The organism is Actinomadura chokoriensis, assembly GCF_039529475.1.
In the GTDB taxonomy this organism is placed as follows: domain Bacteria; phylum Actinomycetota; class Actinomycetes; order Streptosporangiales; family Streptosporangiaceae; genus Spirillospora; species Spirillospora bangladeshensis.
Genome location: NZ_BAAAMW010000001.1, coordinates 129,459 through 147,137, shown reverse-complemented (window position 1 = coordinate 147,137; position 17,679 = coordinate 129,459). Strand labels below are relative to the sequence as shown.

The window sequence follows — 17,679 nt, the reverse complement described above, 5'->3', positions numbered from 1 at the left end:
CTGGCCCGGTGAGCGATTTCCCGGGGACGCTGCGCGTCGGCGAGCTCGACGTGGCGGTGGCGGTCAGCGAGCGCCGCCGCACCGTCCGGCTCACCGTGGAAAGGGACGCCTCCGTCACGGCGGTCGTCCCGCCGTCCACCACCCGCGACGAACTTGCCAAGATGGTCGAGTCCAAACGGGCCTGGCTGTACGGGAAGCTCGCGCAGCACCGCGAACTCGGCGAGCCGCACCCCGAGCGGCGCATCGTCTCCGGCGAAGGGTTCCTCTACCTCGGCCGCTCCTACCGGCTCAAGATCGTGGACGCGGGGACGCCGGTGAAGCTCGTCCGGGGCAGGCTGCTGCTCGGCGAAGGCGGCGGCGCGCGGGACCTTGTCCGCTGGTACCAGCGGGTCGGTGGACCGTGGCTCGCGAAACGGGTCGAGCCGTGGGCGTCCCGCATGGGCGTCGAGGTCACCGGCCTGCGGGTCATGCCGCTCGGCTACCGCTGGGGGTCCTGCTCGTCCAGCGGCCACCTCAACATTCACTGGGCGACCATGCAGCTCCCGCCCACTCTCATCGACTACGTCCTCGTGCACGAGTTGGCGCACCTGGAACGTCCCGACCACGGCCCCGAGTTCTGGCGGATCGTCGACCGCGCCATGACCGGCTACGAAGAACGCCGGGAACGGCTCCGCCGGTTCGGCCCGGAACTGTGGCTTCCCGACGAAGGACGCTGACCGTCGCTGACATTCGCAGTACTGTCGGCGGCGTGACAACGCCGGGCCCCCTCGTCCTCAACGACCGCTACACCCTCGACCGGGCGCCGCTCGGACGGGGCGGCATGGGGGAGGTGTGGGGCGGATTCGACGCCGTGCTCGGGCGGCGCGTCGCGGTGAAGCTCGTCCGCCTGAGCGACGTGCCCGAAGACCTCGCCGAACTGGAGCGCCGGTTCCTGCGGGAGGCCCGCGTCATGGCGCGGCTCGGCCACCCCGGCGCGCCCGCGATCCACGACGCCGGCGTCAGCGAGGACGCGTCCCCGACCCGGCGCATGTTCATCGTCATGGAGTACGTGGACGGCATCCGGCTGGACGACGTCATCGCCGAGACCGAGTCGCTGCCCCTCGGATGGGTGGCGGCGGTCGGCGCGCAGGTCGCCGCGGTGCTGGCCGCCGCGCATGGCAAAGGCGTCCTGCACCGCGACCTTAAGCCGAGCAACCTCATCCTGTGCCCGGACGGGGCCGTCAAGGTCATCGACTTCGGGCTGGCGCTGCTACACGACCCGGAGGTCACCAGGCTGACCCGCAGCGGCGCGATCATCGGGACCGCCCTGTACATGCCGCCCGAGCAGGTCCGCTCCGAGACCGCCACCGGGCGCAGCGACCTGTACGCCCTGGGCTGCGTCCTGTACGAGATGATCGCGGGTCGGCCGCCGTTCGTCGGGGACACCGAGTACGCCATCCTGGAGCAGCAGGTCAACGCGCGGCCGATCCCGGTAGGCAAGCTCCGGGCGAACGTTCCGGGCGACCTCGGCGACCTGGTCGCCGAACTGCTCGCCAAGGACCCGGCGAAGCGTCCCGAGGACGCCGCCGCCGTGTACCGCCGGCTCGTCCCGCACGTGTCGGGCGCGCACCCGCTGCCGCGCATGGCCGACCAGGAGGCGAGCCCGCTGCGGATGTACGCCGACGTTCTCACCCGCGTCCTGCACAAGCCCCGGGAGCGGGCGGTGGATGAGGCGGGCGGCGGGCCGCGTGCGAGCAGGGCGGAGATGAGCCGGGTGCGCCGGGAGGCGACGGCGCTGGCCCGGGACGGGCGGCACGCCGACGCGGCGCGGGCGCTGGAGGCGATCGTCGAACCGGGCGGCCGTCCCCTCGCCGTGGACGACCCCGAAGCCGTCAAGATCCGGTTGCTCTACGCCAACGTGCTCGCCGGCGGCGGCGACCATGCCAGGGCGGCCGGGGTCTTCATGCGCCTCGGTGACGACCTCACCGCCCGGTTCGGGGCGGAGGACGAGCGGGTCGTCCAGTGCCGCCTCGGTGAGGCCGACTGCGACCGTGCGCGCGGCGACGACGGGCTCGCGCTGCGGCTCCTGCGGGGGCTGCTCGCAGAGCAGCTCGACGTCCGGCCGGCGGACGATCCCCGCGTCCTGGAGCTGCGGCGCCGCGTCGGGGAGCTGGAAGCCGAAGTCGGCGATCGCGCGGCGGCGCGGCGGACGCTGGCCGACCTGCACGACGACCTGAGCCGTGACGCCGGACCGGAGCATCCCTCGGCGATTCGGGTCAGGGAGCGGCTGGAGCGGCTCGGCCCCTGACCGTCCTCACCGCTTGGCGGGGGTGTCGGGGTCCAGGACGCCCGTGGTCAGGCCATGGACCGCCCACCGGGTGAGTTCCTGGCCGGCCCGCCGCGCCGCATCGAACTGCGCGGTCCATCGGGAAATGCGTTGGAAGGCCGCGCTGTAGCGCTGCTGCTCGAACAGCGGTATCCGGGGCACGCGGGATTTTTTCACAGCCGAACGCAAGGATATTCCGGAGCCGGCGGTCCCTTGGCGCTCATATGTTGCGGGTAGCAGAAACCCCGCGACGAAGTAGGGATCGAGTTGCTCCGGGTCGCATCTGATGATCTCGACGGGGCCGCCGCGGCGATGCACTTCGTCCAGGTCATCGGGTCCGGTGATGGCGACCGGGTGGGAGTCGGCGGGAATGACGACGTCCCCCGATCGGATTCCGGCGTCCCGTCCCAGTATCTGCAGTGCCCCGGCGCGCTGCAGTTCACTGATGCTGATCAGAGGCAGCTCGGTTCTGTTCGTCGTCGGCTGGAACAGCGGTGTCTCGGCGATGACCCGGCGCAGCATCGGCTCCAGGGCCGACGCGGTCTCCCGGTGGAGGCGTGCCATGTCGGACATCGGCAGCCTGACGTGCCTCGCGGGGACGAGGGCGACCTCGTCGTCCAGTAGGTCGATCGCGCCGACCGTCCTGGTCCTTGCAGGGTCGTCGAAGACCGCGGCCCACTCGGAGCGGCTCTCCGGCAGGTCGTCGGCCTCCGATAGGTCCACCATTCGCACCTGGTGGTCGGGTGCGCCGCTCGGGCGTTGCAGGACCCAGATGTGCAGGCCGCCGCTGATGCGGAGCGAGAACCGGTGGGGCAGGCCGATGACCGTGTGCATCGCGCCCCTGCGTACCAGTTCGGCGCGGATTCTCCGGCCCGATGCCTTGAGCGTGTACGCGGCCGGCAGCAAGAGGATCGCGGTTCCGCCGGGTTTCAGATAGGAGTAGCAGATCTGTGCCCATATCCCGACCGGGTCCGCTGGTGCGGGGAGGCCGAATTCCCAGCGCGGGTCGAGGGTCAGCCGGTCGAGCGGGATCGGACGGGACGGCCCCTGGGCCCCGATGGGCGGTGCGCACACGACCGCGTCCGCGCCCATCCTGAATTCGGCGAGCGAATCGCTGATGAACGGGTCGCCCTGCTTCAACACGGCGGGGACGCGTCCCGCATCGTCGAACCCGTCGCGGGCGGTCTCGACGGCCCCGGCGTCGGCGTCCTGGCCGGCGAACGCCACGTCCGCCTTCGCGGGTACCGCCACGGACGCCAGCAGCCACCCCGACCCGCATGCGGGGTCGAGGACGAGGCCGCCGTCGAGGGCCGGAACCAAGCCGGCCACCGTCCTCGCCAGCAGTGAATCGTCCAGCGGCGCCGGTGACGCCATGTCATCGGCGGAGTCCGCGGGCTGCTCGGCCGGCCGCGACAGCCTGCCGTTCGCCTTCAGCCACGCCTCGACCTCGTCCCAGGCGAACGTAGGGCTCGACGGCGTTCCACCGACGGGCTTGGGGAAGTCGAGGTAGCGCCGCCGCCAGTTGGAGACTGCGGCTCTGCCGACGCCGACGGTGCGGGCGATCTCGGCCGCGGTCACCCTGTTGTCCCTGGTCACTGCCCGACTCCATTCACATTCGCAAGCGTACACAAGGGCCTTGGCGTGTCTAGCCACGGAGGCAACCTGTGAACTGACTTGACAAGAACTGGCCACACGGTGAACTGTTGTGAACGTCAAACACGAAGCATGCTGTTCACGGGGGGAGAGTCTGATGGAGTTCACGGGGTCACAAACGGAGGCCATCAACGCCGATGTCGGCAACCTGCTCGTCCTGGCCTGCGCCGGGTCGGGCAAGACGGAGGTGATCGCGCAGCGGATCGTGAACCTGCTGTCCCGGCCGGACGTCCAGCCGCGGAACATCGTCGCGTTCACCTTCACCGAGAAGGCCGCCGGGGAGCTCACGGAGCGCGTGCATAAGAGGATCAAGGAACGGTACGGAGAGATGCTCGGCCTTGCCGAGATGTTCATCGGGACGATCCACGGCTACGCCCTCGACCTCCTGCACAGCCAGGCGCCCGAAGCGTTCAAGTTCAACGTTCTCAACGATCCGCAGGCCCGGCTGTTCATCGACAAGTACAGCGCCAAGTCCGGGCTGACCGCCACGACCAAGTGCGTCAGGGGAGTGCGCGAACCGCTGCGCCGCTGGGTGCACTCGCGTCTCTACCAGCAGGTCATGGCCGTGCTGCGGGAGGACGAGGTCGACCGCCACCTGCTCAGGCCCGATCTCGCAGAGGCGTTCGCCGCGTACGAGCAGCTCCTCAACGACCGCAACTATTTCGACTACTCCGCGATCCTGGCGCGAGCGGTCGACTACATGGAGGATGACGAGGGGCACGCCTCCGCGAGGGCCGTCCAGCACCACATCCGGGAGAACGTCCGGCACGTCATCGTGGACGAGTACCAGGACATCAACCCCATCCAGGAGCGGCTCATCCGCGGCCTCACCCGGTACGGGGCCGACCTGTGCGTGGTCGGCGACGACGACCAGACGATCTACCAGTGGCGCGGCAGCGCCGTCACCAACATCCTGACCTTCGAGGACCGCCACCCTGACGCCAAGCGGATCACGCTGAACGAGAACTTCCGCTCCAGCCCCGCCGTCACGCAGCTCGCCCGCGCTGCCATCGAGGAAATCCCGGCGTCCGCCCGGCTCGGCAAGGCCATGGTCGCCGCCGGTCACCAGACGTTCGACCGCGGCGACCTGCTCGCCCTGGAGTTCTCCGACCAGTTGGAGGAGGCGCGCGGGATCGCCGACCGGATCGAGACGCTCCTGGGCGTGCCCTTCCGGGACGACGCCGACGGCCCGGAGCGCGGGCTCAGCTACGCCGACTTCGCGGTCCTCTACAGGTCGGTGCGGGGAGACGCCGGCCCGCTGGTGGAGGAGTTCCGCCGCCGCGGCATCCCCTACATCATCAAGGGGCTCACCCAGCTGTTCGATACGCCGGAGGTCAGGGCGGCCGTCGCGTGCTTCCGGTACATCGCCGGCTACGTGGACGCGGACACGGTCCGCGAGGCGTGGCGCGTGGCCGACGTCGGGTGCGACGACCGCGTGCTGGACCGCGGCATGGCGGTCCTCGACGAGGCGACCGACTGGGACGACTCGCGCCCCCGCGACTCGATCACCTTGCAGGGCGTGTTCCTCCGGTTCCTGGAGCAGATCGGGCTGCTGGAGGAGACGGTCCCGTCGCGGGGGAGGGGCGGGAGCCGCGGCGAGATCGTCTTCTACAATCTGGGCCGGTTCTCCACCGCGATCGGCGACTATGAGGCCATCTACCTAACCATCCCGCCGCGGGACCGGTTCGAGGGATTTGCGAAGTGGATCGAGTTCCAGGCCCCGGCCTACTACGAGGAGTCCGACGGCGACAACGGCTACGCCCGGCCGGACGCGGTCATCATCGCGACTGTGCACCAGGCGAAGGGCATGCAGTGGCCGGCCGTCTTCATCCCCGCCCTGCGCCGGAACACCTTCCCCATGCGCAGAGCGGGCGGGCTCAACATCTTCCACGTCATTGACCGAGCCCTGGTGCCGAACGCGGCCCGCTACGAGGGCGGAATCGACGATGAGCGGCGCCTCTTCTACGTCGCCGTGACCCGCGCGCAGAAGTACCTCATGCTCAGCTTCGCGCCGAACGGCAAGCAGACCGGGCGGCGCTCGTCGGAGTTCTTCGACGCCGCGACCCGCAACGACTGGGTGCTGACCCGTACGAAGGACCCGTCTGACCCCCGGCGCCTGCCGCCCGTCCCCAAGCACGGAACTTTGGACGTCGTGCTCTCGTTCTCGGACCTCAAGTACCTGTTCGAATGCCCGTACTCCTTCAAGCTCCGCCTGCTCTACGGCTTCGACTCGCCCCTGCAGAAGGAGCTCGGCTACGGCAAGTCGCTGCACGACATGATGGCGGAGATCCACAAGCGCGCCATCAAGGGCGACATCGCCGACCTCGATGAGGCCGAGGCGCTCGTCGACCGCCACCTCAACCTGCCGTTCGCCAACAAGGCCGCCAGGGACCAGCTCCGTCCCGCGGCGATCGCTTCCGTCCGGCGGTACCTGAGGGAGAAGGGTGCGACGCTGCACCAGAGCGAGTACTCCGAGCAGCCCGTCGAGATCCACCCCGCGCCCGGCGTCACCGTCACCGGCCGGATCGACCTCATCAGGCGGCTGGACACCGACGAGGTCTCAATCGTCGACTTCAAGTCGTCCGAACGCACCCAGACCGAGGACGTCACCCTCGACCAGCTTCACATGTACGCGCTGGGCTACCGCGAACTCACCGGCGCCGACGCCGACCTTGTGGAGATCCACAACCTGGACAAGGACGGCAGGTCCCACCGCCAAGAGGTCGACGACACGATGCTGAATGCCCTGAACCCCCGCGTGGCCGCGGCAGGCCGCTCCCTCCGCGACAACGACCTTCCCAGGCTGGATGCCTGGTGCAAGACTTGCTCGACCTGCGACTTTGCTGGCATTTGCCGTCCGCGCGAATGAAGTGGGGGACGTTCGTCGTGACCCGAATGAATTGGGACCGAGTCCGCGCGGAGAAGTTGATGGCCGAGGCCGCCAGGGAGGACCGGCTTGCGGCGGCCGAACGGAAAGATCCTGGTCAGAATCGCATCACGTTCACGACGCGGAGCGCCGAGCGCAGGCGTAGGTCGCGCCGGCGAAGCGCCGGAAGGCGCAACGGGCGCGCCGAACGTGTGTCCCGAACGCAACAGCGGATCATGAGGCTCAGAGCCGAGGTCATGTCCGCCCGGCTCGCGGGAGACCGACGCGTCACCGAACGTCTTGCCCGGCAGGGGCTCAGGCTCATAACGTATGCGGGGAGCGAGAACACCAAGTCCGATCGCATGTTCTTCAGAGACGCTCTGGAATGGGCGGTCACGTCGAATTCGTCACGGCGGACGAAACAAGGGGACCGCGCTAAGGATGGCTCCCGTCGGCTCAAGCGTAAACCGTTGCCCGGACCGGAGGGCGGTCCGAAGCGGAAGTCGGCGCCGCCGACGCCGCCCGCCAAGTTGAAGCAGGACACCGCGCTCGCCAACCTTCTCCGCAACGCCGTGGACGCCGCGTCCGACGAGGACGGGTGGGCCGCCCTGGGCAGCGTCGGTCAGATCATCACCAAGCAGCGCCCCGAGTTCGACTCCCGCAACTACGGCTACGCCAAGCTGAGCGAGCTGATCGCCGCGACGACCCTGTTCGTCCTGGACCGCCGCAGCCCCGGCGACGGCAAGGCGGCCATCATGTACGTCCGCGACAAGCGCCACCAGGACAAGAAACCCGGCGCTTGAGCCTCAGCGGTTGGTGGGGGAGCCGCAGCATTTCTTGTACTTGCGGCCTGAGCCGCACCAGCAGGGGGCGCTGCGTTCCGGGGGCCAGGCTAGGGTGGGGGCGCCCTCGCGGATGCGGTCCATGAGGTGGTCGGTACGGGTCTGCTGGTCCTTCGGGTCGCGGGCGCGGGCGGCGGCGTATTCGAGGAGGTCGTCGACCGGCGTGGGGAGGACGCGGAGTTCGGACGCGCCGATCTCGTCGATGGAGGCGCGCCAGCCGCGCTCGACGTCGCGGAAGTAGGACGAGGCATCGGTGGGGGCGGTGCCATGGACGAGGCCCTCGGCGAAGGCGCGGTCGACGTCGGTGCGGATGAAGAACGAGCCGGCGTGCGGCAGAGCCGGGGCTTCGCGCCGCTCGAAGAGTTCGGCCATCTCGCCCTGCTCGTCCTCGGTGTGCAAGTCGACGGCGTCGGGCGGGAGGCCGAGAGCTCGGCGGACGCGCTGCCGTCCCCGTAGTTCGGACCGGGCGAACAGCCTGGAATCGGCGAGTTCGCCATCGTCGGCCATCAGGTCTTGGCAGGCGATGTCGAACCAGGTGAGGGCTTCGTCGAGGCGTCCTTGTCCCACCAGCAATTCCGCGATCAGTTCGGCCGGCCCCGGGTCGACGTGCGAGCGGCTGAGCCGGGCGATCTCCGCGTCGGCCTCGTCGGTGTGGCCGATTTCGGTGAGCAGGGAGATCCGTTCGGCGGTGGCGAACTGGGAGTCCAGCCCACGTCCATGGCGATGACGTCGTCGTAGATCCGCAGCGCTCGTTCGGGCTCGCCCGCCAAGGACCACTGCGTCGCCGCCTCCAGCAGGATCTCCGTGCGCTCGTCCGGGTACTTCGCGGCGTCGCGTTCGAGTTCCCCGGCGAGCCGCCGCGCCTTGGGCCTGGAGTCCGTCACCAGGTCACCGTATAAGAGGCGGTTCGCTCAGGAGGCCGGGTCGGTGAGGAGGTCGGTGAGGAGGTCGGTGAGGACCTGTTCCTCTTCTACGCGGACGGCGCGGTCCTTCATCGCGATGGCCAGGGACGGGTCCCAGGGGGGCGGGACCGGGCGACCCGAAAGAGGCGTGTCCGAGGTCGCCTCGAGGTAGGCGGATGCGTCGTAGCGCCAGGGGTGCCAGCCGATGCGGGTGTGGACGGCGGCGGCGATCGCCGCCCCGCCCCAGTTGAAGTCGCCGTGGTAGGCGAACTCGGCGCCGCCTTCGGCGAGGAGTTCCAGCAGGCGCCAGACCGCCGTCGACGGACGGCCGTTGCAACAGACAAGCGGCGGGCACGCTGAACTCAGTGCGTCGGCCGCGGCGGCCACCACGGCCGGGTTCTCGCAGATGCGGACGAGGTCTGCCTGTATGGGAACGTGTGGCGGCGCAGCTGGCGGAGGGGGAGCGACACGGGTTTGCCGCGCATGGCGGCGAGCACGCGGCCAGAGGTGTGTGCGCGTCGCCAGGCTGGCCCAGACACAGGACGGTGGAGGAGAAACTCGTCCAGGTGCACGCCGACCGCGGCCAGGTGACGTAGGCGTCCAGCAGCTCCGCCGTACCGGCCCGGGTCTCCGCCTCCGCCGCGCCGATCCGCTCGGCGGCGGCCTGCACTTCGCCGCGCGCCCGCTCGGCTTCGGCGGCCACGGTCTCCAGCCGGGCCCGTGGCGGCGGTGATCGCGGCCGTCAGCCGGTCCAGTTCGGCGAGGGCGGGGGAGCGGTCGTCGGCCAGCGCACCGGTGGCGCGCTGCGCACGCGCCGGATCTCGAAGCCGCCCATCGCCGCCGCGTGCGCGGGCCCCCGCTCGGCGTCCGCCGCCAGCGGCCGCCGCACGGTCCCGGACGGTGCCGAACGACGTCTCGGCCTCGCCAACCCGCGCCCGTGCCCTCCCGGCCCGGGGCTGCCTGCGTTGCGACCTCCTCGGACAGGCCGTCGCGGTCGCGTTCCAGCCGCGCCGCGTAGGCGTCGCGGCGCTGCGCGTCCTCGCCCATCTCCTTGATGCGTCTGGCGTCGCGCATCTCCGGCCCCGCCTCGAGGGCGGCGCGGCGCGCGTCCAACCGGGTCTTCTCCGCCCCGAGACGAGGGCGAGGTCGACGCCGATGCGTCGGGTGGTGACGAAGAACCACTGCCGGACGCCAGCTGCTCGTCGCCGTCACGGCGCAGATCGGCCGCCACGTCCTCGGGACGCAGGTGGACGATGAAGCGCCCCTTGGCGCGCGCGAACGCGAGCAGCACCTCCCGGTAGAGGGGCGCGTTCAGCACGCTCAGATGGGCGAAGGGCTGTGGTTCGTCCGGCCCCGAGTCCAGATCAGTCACCGCCCCATTGGGGTGCCTGGAGGGATGCGGGTGGTGGGCTGCGCCGCACGTCTGGGTCCGGTCGGCCCGTCCCTGCCCGGACGGCTCCGGCCGCGGCGGCATCCATGGCCCGAAACCGGCTGCTTCTCAGCATAGCTCAGGATGACCTCCATAACACTCACGTGACTAGTTGTTGCAGCCTAGGCATCTTTCTGAGCAGGCACTCTTGACCGATCTGGGTAATAAGACTAAAACTTGTTGGTGAAATAGAGGTCGGATGCCGCCTACGATCCTGGAGTTGCCATGGATGTCGCCGCACTCGCCGTGTCGCCGATCACCCCCGTCCGGGTCACCGGGCGGCCGGGCGAGATGGACTTGGCGGCCGCGGAACTGGCCGCCGGGGAGTTCCTGCGGGCGCTCGGCGTCGGCACCGACTCCGAGAGCCTGCGCGGCACACCCGGGCGGATGGCCCGCGCCTACGCCGAGTTGTTCACGTCCCGCTCCTTCGATCTGACGACCTTCCCCAACGACGACGGCTACGACGAGCTGGTCCTGGCCCGCGACATCCCGCTGCGGTCGGTGTGCGAGCACCATCTGCTGCCGTTCGTCGGCACCGCCCACATCGGCTACCTGCCCGGGCGGCGGATCCTGGGGCTGTCGAAGCTGGCCCGGGTGCTGGAGCACTTCGCCCGCCGTCCCCAGGTCCAGGAGCGGCTGACCAAGCAGGTCGCCGACTGGCTGCAGGCCCATCTGGACCCGGCGGGGGTGGGGGTCGTGATCGAGGCCGAGCACACCTGCATGACCCTGCGCGGGGTGCAGGCCACGGGAGCCAGGACGGTCACCTCCACCCTGCTGGGGACCCTGCGGGACGCCCCGGCGTCCCGGCAGGAGTTCCTGGCCCTCACGGGCGTGGGCCGGTAGCGCGCCCCGCCGTGGACCACCGAGACATGACGAGTTGGAGGCACAGGATGAGCACACCGCGGCGGATCGTGATCGTCGGAGCCGGGCTGGCCGGCGCGTCGGCGGCCCTCGCGCTCCGGGAACGGGGGTTCGACGGGGAGGTGGTGCTGTTCGGACGGGAGTCCCATGACCCCTACGAGCTGCCGCCGCTGTCCAAGGGCGTCCTGGTGGGCAAGACCGACGAGCCCGACTGGGTGGCCGAGCCGGGCCACTACGCCGACCACGGGATCGACCTGCGCCGCGACACCGAGATCACCGCGCTGCGCCCGGCCGAGCACGTCGCCGTCGGCTCGGACGGCACCGAGCACCGCTATGACCGGCTGCTCCTCGCCACCGGGTCCCGTCCGCGGACCCTGCCCGGCTTCGACGGCGCGCACCTGGTGCGCACCCTCGACGACGCGCTGGCGCTGCGCGAGAAGCTGACCGCGGACGCCCGCGTGGTGATCCTCGGCGCCGGCTGGATCGGCTGCGAGGTCGCCTCCGCCGCGCGCACCCGCGGGGCGGACGTGACCATGGCCGACCCGCTGCCGCTGCCATTGCAGCGGGTGCTCGGCACCGAGGTCGGGGCGGTGTTCCGCGACCTGCACGCCGAGCACGGCGTCACGCTGCGGCTGGGCGTCAAGGCGACCGGCATCGAGACCCGCGGTGACACGCGGGTGGTGCTGCTGGACGACGGGACCGAGCTGCCCGCCGACGTGGTGGTCGCCGGAGTGGGCGCCGTCCCCCGGATCGAGCTGGCCGAGCAGGCCGGCCTGGAGCTGGCGGCGGGCGGGGTCGCCGTCGACGCGGCGCTGCGCACTTCGTCCCCCGACATCTTCGCCGCCGGCGACATCGCCGCCCACGACCACCCCCGCTACGAGGGCCGGGTGCGGGTCGAGCACTGGGACAACGCCAAACGGCAGGGCAAGCATGCGGCCGGCGCCCTGCTCGGCGCCGACGACCCCTACACCGCCAGCCCGTTCTTCTTCTCCGACCAGTACGACCTGGGCTGCGAGTACCGGGGCCTCGCCGACCCGGCCACCGACGAACTGGTGGTGCGCGGAGAACCGTCCACCCGCGAGTTCATCGCGTTCTGGCTCCGCGACGGCCACGTCACCGCGGCCCTCAACGTCAACTCCTGGGAGCACGGCGACGCCCTCCAGGCACTGGTGGACACCCGCGCCGCCGTGACCGCCGAAGACCTGGCCAAGGGCGACCTAACGGCCCTGGCCGCCACCACCCCCCACTAACCCCTCCCGTTGATCTGCGGCGTGTTGTTGTTATGGCGCCCCTCATAACAACAACACGCCGCAGGTCAACGCATCTGCCTTGCGGGGGTGGGGGTGCGGAACACGCCGATGCCGTTGGCGACGGCGCGTTCCGTGCCGTCCGACGGGGTGTTGCGGACGGACACCGAGGCCGCGCCGGGATCGCGCGCGACGAGGGTCGAGGAGCCGCCGCCGTCGAGGTTCACGGCGTCGTCGGCCCCGACCTCGTCCAGGAGGGACGCCAGTTCGGCGACGGTCAGGCCGCCGCTCCGCTCCGACCGGCCGTCCGCGACGAGGAGGTAGAAGCGGCGCCCGTCGCGGCTGACCCCGGCGGCGGTGCGAGGGGCCGGGCCGTTCGGGCTCAGGCCGTCCAGCGGCGCGCCGTCCCGCAGGATCGGGAACCCGCCGACGGCGAACCGGAAGCGGACCGGCCCGGTGAACCGGTACGACACCCGCACCCGGTCGCCGGGCCGCAGCCGGCGCAGCGCGCCGGCGCCCTTCTCCCGTCCGACCAGCACGGTCGTGTCCGCCGGGATCACGCCCGCGCCGACCGTGTCGGACACCCCCATGACCACGCCCTTCCGGACGGTCACCTCGGCGGTGTCCGTGCTGCACGGGGCGTTGCGGGCCTCGTCCGTCCCGCACACGGCGCGCTGCCGGGACACCTCGCCCCACCGCGAGTCGAACGCGCCGACACCCCCGACGCGGAGCGCGTACTGGTTGAGCCCGCGCAGCGCGATCGACGTCTTCCCCGCGCGGACGGTGCCGGTCAAGTGGAGCCGTGCGACATGCCCGCGCCGGTCGGTGCCGACCCCGATGACGTCCTCGGCGGACGTCCCGGGCGGCAGCGCCGGCCCGAACCGCTGCCCGTCCGGCACGGCGCCCTTGAGCGGACGGCCGCCGTCCACCGCCGGGCCGGACGACGCCCCGGTCGGCGCCACCCCCGGATGCGTCTCGCTGACGTTGAAGAAGTCGCCGTTGACTCCTGCCACCGCTCCCTGCGCGTCCGCCATGGCCGACACCGTCCGGCGCGCGGCGACCACCGGCGGGTGCAGTAGGCCGACGGAGACCTTCGGGCTGCGCAGATCGACGTCCACGAGGCCGCCCACCACTCGCCCTCCGGTGCCGGACGTCTCGAACGTCCGGAGGGTGACGCCGGGCGCGGTCCGCTCGGACGAGGTGAACCGCACCTCCCCGACCTCGGCTGACGGCGGCAGTGCCCGCACCCGCGCGTCCGGCCGCTCCCCGGACCCGGCCCCGTCCACCCCCGGCGGCGGCCCCGGCTCCGCGACCGCCGGAACCGTCCCGCCGATCACCGTCCCGGCAACGAGCACCCCGGCCACGATCCACCGCATCAGCGACGCCCCTCCCCACGACCGGCAACCAGATGATCATGACCCGCCCCCGCCGAACCGCCCACCCCCGCCCAGTGAACACTCGCGCAAGACCACGTAACGGACGGCGGGCGAGCAGGCGGCGCCGCCGGGTGGGTTGTTCAGGCGTCGGCGGGGAGGTCGGAGTGCTCCTCGTCGGACGGGCGGGGGGACTCCGGGCCGTCGCGGCCCAGGCGGAGCATGCGCGACACCCGGACGGTGCGGAACTCGCGGCCGCGGACGCTGAACGAGTGGCCCGGCGTGGCCCTGATCTGCTCCGCCATCGCGGACCATTCGGCCAGCTCCTCCGGTGAGGCGGGGTCGCCCTCGAAGTCGCGGAGCCTCGGCAGCCGGCCGGTGAAGTACCGCGCCAGCGCGTCGCGGGCGTCGTCGGGGGTGTCGCCGCCGGTCAGCGGGCCCCAGCCGTTGCCCGCGAGCTCCACCACCATGAACGTGGGCGGCAGGACCACGACGCCGGGATGCGCCTGGATCGCGTGGCGCGCCTCGGTGCGCACGATGTCGGGAATGTCGCCGGAAGTCGCCATGAAAGTGACGAGGTTCAGCCGCAGCTGCGCCTCCCAGTGCCCGCACGGCGCCGCCGGGTCGATCGGGTGGTCGCGCAGCAGGCCGTCCGCCGCGAGGTCGGCGTCGGTGGTGCGGGGCGGCTCCAGCACCCGGTCGCCGAACTGGACGAACCGCTCCACCCGGATGATCCGGTACCGGTGGTCGCCGACCTCCCATTCGTCCTTGGCGAGCTGCTCGCCCTCCTCCGGGTCGAGCCGGGCCGCCGCCGCGAGCATCGCCGCGGCGGTCGCGGGGTCGGGGCCGCCGGCGGCGGCGGTCCGCAGGTCGATGGCGAGGTTGTACCGGGCGGCCGTCGGATCGTCCGCCCCCAGCGAGCCGATGCGCCACTCGTCTCCGGTCTGCACCGCGTGGCCGAATTCGGGGGAGCCGATGGAGTAGATCTTCGGGTAGCGCAGAATGCGCTCGCCGAGTTCCCGGTCGCGCACCGCCGCGACCGGATCGAGGCGGGCGACCACGTTGATGTGGTCGTACCCGCGCATCAACGCGAAGGTCATGCCCGCATCCTGGCCGCGCGCCCGGTTCCCGCGCACGCCTTTCCCCGCATTCCCGTGCCGGGCGTGCCCCCATTGCCCGCAATTATCCGCCTTTATTCGGGAGAATAAATGCGGCGCCTTTCCCGGGGTCAGCCGTCCAGGTCGATGACGACCTTCACGTCGTCCGGGTGCGGGGTGAAGGCGTCCGCGTAGCGCTCCAGCGGGACGCGCCGCGAGATGAGCCGGCCGAGCCAGTCCAGGTCGGCCTCCGCCAGGGACCGCGCGGCGGCGGCGTAGTGGCCGAGGTTCGCGTTGACCGACCCGATGATCGCGTCGTTCTCCAGCACGATGTCGCGGTTGAGGCCGCCCGCGTCGATCTGGAGCATGCGGCCGGTCGGCGACACCCCGGTCAGGCACACGATCCCGTAGGCGGCGTTGTTCGCCATCGCGCCGAACACCAGCTGCGACACCCCGGTCGCCTCGATCACCACGTCCGGCTCGCAGCCCTCGACCGCCTTCTCCAGGCCCTCGTGGTGGTAGGTCGCGCCGAGGTCGGCGACGAGCCGCGGCTTCGGACCGTCCGCCACCCGGTCGAGGACGTGCACGTCCAGCCCGCGCTGCGCGCCCAGCATCGCCGCGAGCAGCCCGATCGGCCCGGCGCCCGTCACCAGCACCCGGCGCGGCTCGAACCAGGCCCGCGCGCCGACCTTCTCGATCTGGTCCCACGCCTTCGCGACGACCGTGGTGGGCTCCATCAGCACGCCGACCTCGGCCAGGCGCGGGTCCAGCTTCACCGCGTAGTCGGCCTCGACCCGCCACGCCCGGCTCGCGTACCCGTCGATCTCCTTGATGCCGCGCTCGGTGTACCGGCCGTTGCGGCACATGTCGAACTCGCCGTGCGCGCACGCCCCGCACGGCTCCGGGTCCGGGCGCCGGACGACGCCGACGACGAGGTCGCCGGGGGCGAAGCCGCTGCCGGGCGGCGCCTCCCGCACCCGGCCGAGCGACTCGTGCCCGATGACCAGCCGCTCGTGCCCCGGCGGCGCCCAGCCGTAGTCGCCGGCGGCGATCTCCCGGTCGGTGCCGCACACCCCGACCGCGAGCCCGTCGACCAGCAGGTCGTTCTCCCCGGGCTCCGGGTCGGGGACGTCGGAGACGGCCAGCGAGCCGCCCTTCTCCGGGACGACGGTCAAGGCGCGCATAGGGTCTCTCCTTCTCCAGCGGTCAGGACCGGCGGACGGCGGGACGGGTGCCGCTCAGATGCCGCGCGGTGTTGACGAGTCCGACGTGCGAGTACGCCTGCGGGGTGTTGCCGATCTGCCTCCCGGTGGCCGTGTCGTACTCCTCGCTGAGCAGGCCGAGGTCGTTGCGCAGGCCGAGCAGCCGCTCGAACAGGTCGGTCGCCTCCTCGGTGCGGCCGATGCCGTGCAGCGCGTCCGCGAGCCAGAACGTGCAGGCCAGGAACGAGCCCTCGTCGCCCGGCAGGCCGTCCACGCCGCCGTCGGCGCCGGTGTCGTAGCGGAGCATGAACCCGTCCCGGTACAGCTCGCGCTGCACCTCGTCGACCGTGCCGACCACCCGGGGGTCGCTCCACGGCAGGAACCCGACCTGCGGGATGAGCAGCAGCGCCGCGTCCAGCCCCCGCGAGCCGTAGAACTGGGTGAACGTGCCCCGGTCGGAGTCGAACCCCTTCGCGCACACGTCGTCGTGGATCTCCTGCCGCAGCGCCTTCCACTGGTCGACCGGCCCGGCCAGGCCGTACTGCTCGACGCCCTGCACCATGCGGTCGACGCCGGCCCACGCGAGCACCTTGGAGTGGACGAAGTGCCGCCGGTCGCCGCGCACCTCCCACAGGCTGTTGTCGGGGTCGCTCCAGTGCCCTTCGAGGAAGTCCATCAGGGCGAGCTGCATCTCCCAGACGTTCTCGTCCGTCTCGATGCGGGCGGTCCGCGCGAGGTGCAGGCCGTCCAGGACCTCGCCCCACGTGTCGAGCTGGAACTGGTCGGACGCGGCGTTGCCGACCCGGACCGGCGCCGACCCCTCGTATCCGGGCAGCCAGTCCAGCGTGAACTCGGTGAGCCGCCGGGTGCCGTCGATGCCGTACATGATCTGCAGGTCGGCGGGGTCGCCGGCGACCGCGCGCAGCAGCCATTCGCGCCACGCCTTCGCCTCGGCGGCGAACCCGGTGCCGAGCAGCGCCTGCAGCGTGAACGTCGCGTCCCGCAGCCAGCAGAACCGGTAGTCCCAGTTGCGCGGCCCGCCGAGCTGCTCGGGCAGCGACGTGGTCGCGGCGGCGACGATGCCGCCGGTCGGCGCGTAGGTGAGCGCCTTCAGCGTGATCAGCGACCGGCGGACGGCCTCGTCCCAGCGTCCCTCGTAGGTGTAGCTCCGCATCCAGTCGGACCAGAACGCCTCGGTCTCGGTGAGCGCCCGCTCGGGCTCGACCGACTTCGGGCGGGGCAGGTGCGACGGATTGTAGGTGAGCACGAACGGCACCCGCCGGCCCGCCGACACACTGAAGTCGCCGTAGGTGGCGAGGTTGCGGCCCTCCAGCGCGACGGGCGTGTTCAGCCAGGCCGCGTCCGGGCCCGCGATCGCGTTGCGCTCGCCCTCGCGGTGCCGCACCCACGGGACGATCCGGCCGTAGTCGAACCGCAGCCGCAGCTCGGTGTGCATGGGGACGCGCCCGCTGACGCCCTCCACGATCCGGACGATGTCGGCGGCCTCGCCGCGCGGCGGCATGAAGTCGATGACCCGGACGGTGCCGTCCGGGGTGTCCCACTCGCTCTCCAGGATCAGCGTGTCGCCGCGGTACCGGCGCCGCGTGCACAGCCCGCCGGACGCGGGCGCGAGCCGCCAGAACCCCGCCCGCTCGTCGCCGAGCAGCGCGGCGAAGCAGGCGGGCGAGTCGAACCTCGGCAGGCACAGCCAGTCGACCGATCCGTCCCTGCCGACCAGCGCCGCCGTCTGCGTGTCCCCGAGCAGTCCGTAGTCCTCGATCCTCAGTGCCAAGACGCGCATCCTCACTGTTGGCCGCGGCTTACTTCGACCTACCCGTGATAGTGCATGTATGTCCCGGCCGTCAGAGATTCCGGGGAACGGCTCCGGAAACGGACCGGCAC

15 protein-coding genes and 1 pseudogene are annotated in these 17,679 nt (G+C 71.6%); 6 read left to right on the top strand and 10 right to left on the bottom strand.

The window, feature by feature from the left end:
• The first annotated feature begins 8 nt into the window (after positions 1-8).
• Positions 9-716 (top strand): M48 family metallopeptidase, encoded by a 708-nt coding sequence (locus ABFX46_RS00680; protein ID WP_346039360.1) that lies wholly within the window; start codon positions 9-11, stop codon positions 714-716.
• Positions 717-748: 32 nt separating this feature from the next.
• Positions 749-2,287, top strand: coding sequence for a serine/threonine-protein kinase (locus ABFX46_RS00675; RefSeq protein ID WP_346039359.1), 1,539 nt, complete (start codon positions 749-751; stop codon positions 2,285-2,287).
• Between the two features lie 6 nt (positions 2,288-2,293).
• Here ABFX46_RS00675 and ABFX46_RS00670 read toward each other — a convergent pair whose 3' ends face one another.
• Entirely contained in the window at positions 2,294-3,901 is a 1,608-nt protein-coding gene (locus tag ABFX46_RS00670; RefSeq protein WP_346039358.1) for an N-6 DNA methylase, read from the bottom strand.
• Between the two features lie 154 nt (positions 3,902-4,055).
• On the opposite strand from ABFX46_RS00670, the gene ABFX46_RS00665 reads away from it, so the two are divergent.
• Together ABFX46_RS00665 and ABFX46_RS00660 are read left to right on the top strand one after the other, a co-directional pair.
• A complete protein-coding gene (locus tag ABFX46_RS00665; protein WP_346039357.1) occupies positions 4,056-6,827 on the top strand; it encodes an ATP-dependent helicase in 2,772 nt (923 codons plus the stop codon).
• Positions 6,828-7,294: 467 nt separating this feature from the next.
• Positions 7,295-7,627: an OST-HTH/LOTUS domain-containing protein gene (locus ABFX46_RS00660; protein WP_346039356.1), complete on the top strand. Its 333-nt coding sequence runs from the start codon at positions 7,295-7,297 to the stop codon at positions 7,625-7,627.
• Positions 7,628-7,630: 3 nt separating this feature from the next.
• Here the strand turns inward: ABFX46_RS00660 and ABFX46_RS00655 are convergent, their stop codons facing one another.
• The 5 genes and pseudogenes from ABFX46_RS00655 to ABFX46_RS00635 all read right to left on the bottom strand — a co-directional run.
• Entirely contained in the window at positions 7,631-8,233 is a 603-nt protein-coding gene (locus ABFX46_RS00655; RefSeq protein ID WP_346039355.1) for an SEC-C domain-containing protein, read from the bottom strand.
• A 14-nt stretch (positions 8,234-8,247) separates the two neighbouring features.
• Complete coding sequence (locus ABFX46_RS00650; protein ID WP_346039354.1) at positions 8,248-8,550, bottom strand: hypothetical protein; 303 nt, start codon at positions 8,548-8,550, stop codon at positions 8,248-8,250.
• Positions 8,551-8,577: 27 nt separating this feature from the next.
• Positions 8,578-8,958 carry a DUF2399 domain-containing protein gene (locus ABFX46_RS00645; protein WP_346039353.1) on the bottom strand — a complete coding sequence of 127 codons (381 nt, stop codon included), beginning with the start codon at positions 8,956-8,958 and terminating at the stop codon, positions 8,578-8,580.
• A 352-nt stretch (positions 8,959-9,310) separates the two neighbouring features.
• A complete protein-coding gene (locus tag ABFX46_RS00640; RefSeq protein ID WP_346039998.1) occupies positions 9,311-9,457 on the bottom strand; it encodes a hypothetical protein in 147 nt (48 codons plus the stop codon).
• A gap of 321 nt (positions 9,458-9,778) precedes the next feature.
• Positions 9,779-10,042 (bottom strand): annotated as a pseudogene (locus tag ABFX46_RS00635) (DUF2397 family protein); the annotation flags it as partial.
• Positions 10,043-10,222: 180 nt separating this feature from the next.
• On the opposite strand from ABFX46_RS00635, the gene folE reads away from it, so the two are divergent.
• A complete protein-coding gene (folE, locus tag ABFX46_RS00630) occupies positions 10,223-10,840 on the top strand; it encodes a GTP cyclohydrolase I FolE (RefSeq protein ID WP_131944106.1) in 618 nt (205 codons plus the stop codon).
• A gap of 47 nt (positions 10,841-10,887) precedes the next feature.
• Positions 10,888-12,108: an NAD(P)/FAD-dependent oxidoreductase gene (locus ABFX46_RS00625; protein WP_346039352.1), complete on the top strand. Its 1,221-nt coding sequence runs from the start codon at positions 10,888-10,890 to the stop codon at positions 12,106-12,108.
• Positions 12,109-12,173: 65 nt separating this feature from the next.
• Here ABFX46_RS00625 and ABFX46_RS00620 read toward each other — a convergent pair whose 3' ends face one another.
• From ABFX46_RS00620 to ABFX46_RS00605, 4 genes are all read right to left on the bottom strand, one after another.
• Complete coding sequence (locus tag ABFX46_RS00620) at positions 12,174-13,481, bottom strand: phosphodiester glycosidase family protein (RefSeq protein WP_346039351.1); 1,308 nt, start codon at positions 13,479-13,481, stop codon at positions 12,174-12,176.
• A 140-nt stretch (positions 13,482-13,621) separates the two neighbouring features.
• The gene (locus ABFX46_RS00615; protein ID WP_346039350.1) at positions 13,622-14,578 is read right to left on the bottom strand and encodes a DUF5954 family protein; all 957 of its coding nucleotides are present in this window, start codon (positions 14,576-14,578) and stop codon (positions 13,622-13,624) included.
• Positions 14,579-14,706: 128 nt separating this feature from the next.
• Complete coding sequence (locus ABFX46_RS00610) at positions 14,707-15,759, bottom strand: glucose 1-dehydrogenase (protein ID WP_346039349.1); 1,053 nt, start codon at positions 15,757-15,759, stop codon at positions 14,707-14,709.
• A gap of 22 nt (positions 15,760-15,781) precedes the next feature.
• On the bottom strand, positions 15,782-17,563 hold the full coding sequence (locus ABFX46_RS00605) for a glycoside hydrolase family 15 protein (RefSeq protein WP_428831208.1): 1,782 nt from the start codon (positions 17,561-17,563) through the stop codon (positions 15,782-15,784).
• Between the last annotated feature and the right edge of the window lie 116 nt (positions 17,564-17,679).

Coding starts and splice junctions, on each gene's coding strand:
- ABFX46_RS00610 (WP_346039349.1), bottom strand. CDS start 15,759: ATGCGCGCCTTGACCGTCGTCCCGGAGAAGGGCGGCTCGCTGGCCGTC.
- folE (WP_131944106.1), top strand. CDS start 10,223: ATGGATGTCGCCGCACTCGCCGTGTCGCCGATCACCCCCGTCCGGGTC.
- ABFX46_RS00615 (WP_346039350.1), bottom strand. CDS start 14,578: ATGACCTTCGCGTTGATGCGCGGGTACGACCACATCAACGTGGTCGCC.
- ABFX46_RS00625 (WP_346039352.1), top strand. CDS start 10,888: ATGAGCACACCGCGGCGGATCGTGATCGTCGGAGCCGGGCTGGCCGGC.
- ABFX46_RS00620 (WP_346039351.1), bottom strand. CDS start 13,481: ATGCGGTGGATCGTGGCCGGGGTGCTCGTTGCCGGGACGGTGATCGGC.
- ABFX46_RS00665 (WP_346039357.1), top strand. CDS start 4,056: ATGGAGTTCACGGGGTCACAAACGGAGGCCATCAACGCCGATGTCGGC.